A 298-nucleotide genomic window follows, 5' to 3' on the forward strand; every position below is an offset into this window, starting at 1 on the left:
CGTCACCCCGCTCCACGCGACCTGGCAGCAGCTGGTCGGCCGGCAGAGCGGCAAGTGCGTCGACGTCGGCGACTACTCCTTCGCCGAGACCGCCCGGCTCCTCCAGTGGGGCTGCGGCAACGGCGCCAACCAGAACTTCTCGTTCAAGGACCTCGGCACCGGCTACGTGCAGATCATGGCCCGGCACAGCGGCAAGTGCCTCGACGTCGAGGGCGCGTCGACCGTCGACGGGGCCCTCGTCGTGCAGAACACCTGCACCGGGAGCCAGTCCCAGCAGTGGCAGGTCCAGAAGGTGGCC

At 69.8% G+C, this 298-nt stretch carries 1 protein-coding gene; it reads left to right on the forward strand.

What is annotated here, in order from left to right; genetic code table 11:
* Positions 1 to 298: RICIN domain-containing protein (locus PUR56_RS12480; protein WP_329948939.1), on the forward strand; the 298-nt coding region annotated here is incomplete at both ends.

The organism is Streptomyces sp. BE303, from assembly GCF_036290945.1.
Lineage (GTDB): Bacteria > Actinomycetota > Actinomycetes > Streptomycetales > Streptomycetaceae > Kitasatospora.